The organism is Burkholderia sp. E168m23 (assembly GCF_016586125.1).
Lineage (GTDB): Bacteria > Pseudomonadota > Gammaproteobacteria > Burkholderiales > Burkholderiaceae > Burkholderia > Burkholderia orbicola.
The window spans coordinates 1-2,397 of sequence record NZ_BCPP01001031.1; the positions used below are offsets into that span (position 1 = coordinate 1).

General features: G+C 66.8%; 3 protein-coding genes. 1 reads left to right on the forward strand and 2 read right to left on the reverse strand.

Annotation, left to right across the window (positions count from 1 at the left end):
• Positions 1–593: urate hydroxylase PuuD (locus tag JMF90_RS33570; RefSeq protein ID WP_201326037.1), on the reverse strand; the 593-nt coding region annotated here is incomplete at its 3' end.
• Positions 594–646: 53 nt separating this feature from the next.
• Positions 647–1,000 (reverse strand): hydroxyisourate hydrolase, encoded by a 354-nt coding sequence (uraH, locus tag JMF90_RS33575; protein WP_011549584.1) that lies wholly within the window; start codon positions 998–1,000, stop codon positions 647–649.
• A gap of 505 nt (positions 1,001–1,505) precedes the next feature.
• Here uraH and JMF90_RS33580 point away from each other — a divergent pair.
• Positions 1,506–2,397, forward strand: an 892-nt coding sequence (locus tag JMF90_RS33580; RefSeq protein ID WP_201326038.1) for an amidohydrolase family protein, incomplete at its 3' end; no start/stop codon positions are given.

Below are 2,397 nucleotides of genomic sequence, written 5' to 3' on the forward strand. Positions count from 1 at the left end.
GGGATGATCACGAAGAACACGTTCGCCGACATGATCGTCGCGAGCATCGCGCCGACGATCAGGTAGGCGGCACGGCCCGAGAAGATGTGGCACGCGAGGTATGCCGCGACGACGACGTAGAGGCCGACGCAGATGCCGAGCACGCGATCGTTGGTGCCGAGGATGCGGCACAGCGAGTCGTAGACGATCCAGCCGGCCGCGAGGAAGCCGAGCGCGGACGCGACGGCGACGACCGGGCCCATGTCGAGCACGTTCTTGTCGATCAGGTACGTGTTCGGGGCGAGCAGGTACAGCACGAAGAACAGCGTGAAGCCCGACAGCCACGTCGTGTACGACGGCCACTTCGACCAGTGCAGGTCATCGGGCATTTCCGGCGGGGCGACCGTGTACTTCTGCATGTTGTAGAAACCGCCGCCGTGGACGTGCCACAGCTCGCCGAACACCCCGCGCTTGCGCTGGTTCGGGTCGGTCGGCGGTTTCAGGCTGTTGTCGAGCGCGACGAAATAGAACGACTCGCCGATCCACGCAATGGCGACGATGACGTGCAGCCATCGCAGCGCGAGGTTCAGCCAGTCGGTGATGAAGCCTTCCATGAAACTCCTCCAGACTCAGATCGTTTGTCTTGATGCAGGCGCTGCTTCGATTGTCAGCTGCCGCGATAGGTGCTGTACGACCACGGCGACACGAGCAGCGGCACGTGGTAGTGCGAGCCGGTGTCGGCGATGCCGAAGCGCAGCACGACGCGGTCGACGAAGCGGGGTTCGGGCACCTTCACGCCGAGCGCCGCGAAGTAGTCGCCGGCATGGAATACGAGTTCGTATTCGCCGGCGGCGAGCGCCGCGCCTTCGAGCAGGGGTTCGTCGCAGCGGCCGTCGCTATTGGTCAGCACGGTCTTGATCGCGCGGCGCGATTCGCCGTCCAGCGCGTAGAGGTCCACCTTGATGGCGGCGCCGGGGCGACCGTGTGCCGTATCGAGTACGTGGGTAGTGAGCTTTCCCATTCGTTGTTCCTTGTGTGAATGCGAGGTTCGGCGGCGACTCGATCCATGACTGTGCGGCGGATCGAGGCTCCACGTCACGTGGCTACATACCCGTCGGCGAGAGTGAAGCGAGCGCCGTGCAGGCATTGTAAAAAGGTTCCCCACGCAAATACGGGCGCGATATCGAAGATAATGCGCCGCGCATGAGCGGCTGTCGACGGCCGGGCGGAAGGGCTTCGCGCGCCGGTTGCGAGCGCCCGGTGGGGCGGCGGGCGGCGTACCATACCGAATCCCTGAAGGGCCGTATTCCGGATCGCGTATTGTGCGCGGCACGCGCTTGGGCGATCCTGCCGCCGTGCGCGTCGGCCGGTGGCCGGCGCGTACCCCGAAGACGGCGAGCACGCCGGGTAACCGGGCCAGGGCGTTCGAACGGACGCAGGCACCGGGGCGTGCCGCGATTCAGCGTTCGAACGGCTGTATGACCGCTTCCAGGGCAGCCCTGGAGGCAGACCGACGCGGAGAACGCATGAATCTCGAGCAGCACGCCGGCGCACGCGCGCCGAACCCTTCCTCATCCCGCCCGAAAACCCTGCTGGTCAAGCACGCCGACGTGCTCGTGACCATGGACGACACGCGCCGCGAGCTGCGCGACGCGGGGCTCTACATCGAAGACAACCGGATCGTCGCGGTCGGCCCGAGCGCCGAGCTGCCCGACACGGCCGACGAAGTGCTCGACCTGCGCGGGCACCTCGTGATCCCGGGGCTCGTGAATACGCACCACCACATGTACCAGAGCCTCACGCGCGCGGTGCCGGCCGCGCAGAACGCCGAGCTGTTCGGCTGGCTCACGAACCTGTACCGGATCTGGGCGCACCTGAGCCCCGAGATGATCGAGGTGTCGACGCTTACCGCGATGGCCGAGCTGCTGCAATCGGGCTGCACGACGTCGAGCGATCATCTGTACATCTACCCGAACGGCAGCCGGCTCGACGACAGCATCGGCGCCGCGCAGCGGATCGGCATGCGCTTTCACGCGAGTCGCGGCGCGATGAGCGTCGGCCAGCGCGACGGCGGGCTGCCGCCCGACTCGGTCGTCGAGCGCGAACCCGACATCCTGCGCGACACGCAGCGCCTGATCGAGACCTATCATGACGAAGGCCGTTACGCGATGCTGCGCGTGGTGGTCGCGCCGTGCTCGCCGTTCTCGGTGAGCCGCGAGCTGATGCGCGACGCGGCCGTGCTCGCGCGCGAATACGGCGTGTCGCTGCACACCCACCTCGCGGAGAACGTCAACGACATCGCGTACAGCCGCGAGAAGTTCGGGATGACGCCCGCCGAATATGCGGAAGATCTCGGCTGGGTCGGCCACGACGTGTGGCACGCGCACTGCGTGCAGCTCGACGATGCGGGCATCGGCC